At 42.7% G+C, this 858-nt stretch carries 2 protein-coding genes; both read right to left on the reverse strand.

What is annotated here, in order from left to right; translation table 11 throughout:
• Window positions 1-53: 53 nt before the first annotated feature.
• The gene (locus A3739_RS27820) at window positions 54-359 is read right to left on the reverse strand and encodes a hypothetical protein (RefSeq protein WP_068476200.1); all 306 of its coding nucleotides are present in this window, start codon (window positions 357-359) and stop codon (window positions 54-56) included.
• A 12-nt stretch (window positions 360-371) separates the two neighbouring features.
• Window positions 372-858: ParA family protein (locus A3739_RS27825; RefSeq protein ID WP_156502914.1), on the reverse strand; the 487-nt coding region annotated here is incomplete at its 5' end.

The following is an 858-nucleotide window of genomic DNA, read 5'->3' on the forward strand; positions in this document are numbered from 1 at the left end:
GCAGGTTTATCGTTGTTGTGAGACACAGTACAGCTCGACCTATTCTCGGTGGATTAACGACAGTACTTAATGCGCGGCAGCATCAGTTTTGCTACGGAAAGCACGTTCAATTGAAGCTTAGTGTTGCGTTCAAGACGAAACGAAATCATCATCGTTGTTAGAAAAATCAGCATTGCTTCATACTCAGATGTATCTTTCTTACCGTTCAATACAGCATCGACATCAATGGTCGATTGCAATTCAAATCGATTTCGAAATAACTGAAGAGGCTTAGGCGCGGTAAATAGAACATCTAAGTAATCTTCAATAATTTGATCGTTATAAGAGGGGTACTGCACATCATATACTTGCTGTGTCATCACCCTTTCCTTTTATATTCCGTTGGGTGTTTTCTCTAACAAAGTTTCAAGTAGTTTTTTGTATGCGCGCACACCGTGTGTCACGGCGTCTAAATCTGAGGGCACCACACCCTTGGTACTCGCATCTCTGAACTTCGTATCGACCGGGATCGCAAATTTCCAAACGTTATCACCCCATGTCTGTTTAATTGTTCGAAGACTTTGTAATGAGGCCTGTGTCCGTCTATCAAACATAGTCGGCAAAATAAGATGTTGCAGATTACTTTTTTGCGAGCGTATGACCATCGATAAAGTATGCATCATTCGCTCAAGCCCTTTGATAGCCAAAAACTCTGTCTGCACCGGGACAATTAACTGCTGGCTGGCTGCTAAAGAGTTGATCATAAGCACGCCGAGTGACGGAGAATTATCTAACAATACAAAATCATACTGATCCCATAACAGCGCTAGCGTCTTTGATATGATCAGGCCCATTCCATCGACACCCACCATACGTCTT

Source organism: Oleiphilus sp. HI0067 (genome assembly GCF_001635735.1).

Bases quoted from the DNA above. Each gene is read 5' to 3' on its own strand.
- A3739_RS27820 (WP_068476200.1), bottom strand. From the start codon at position 359: ATGACACAGCAAGTATATGATGTGCAGTACCCCTCTTATAACGATCAA.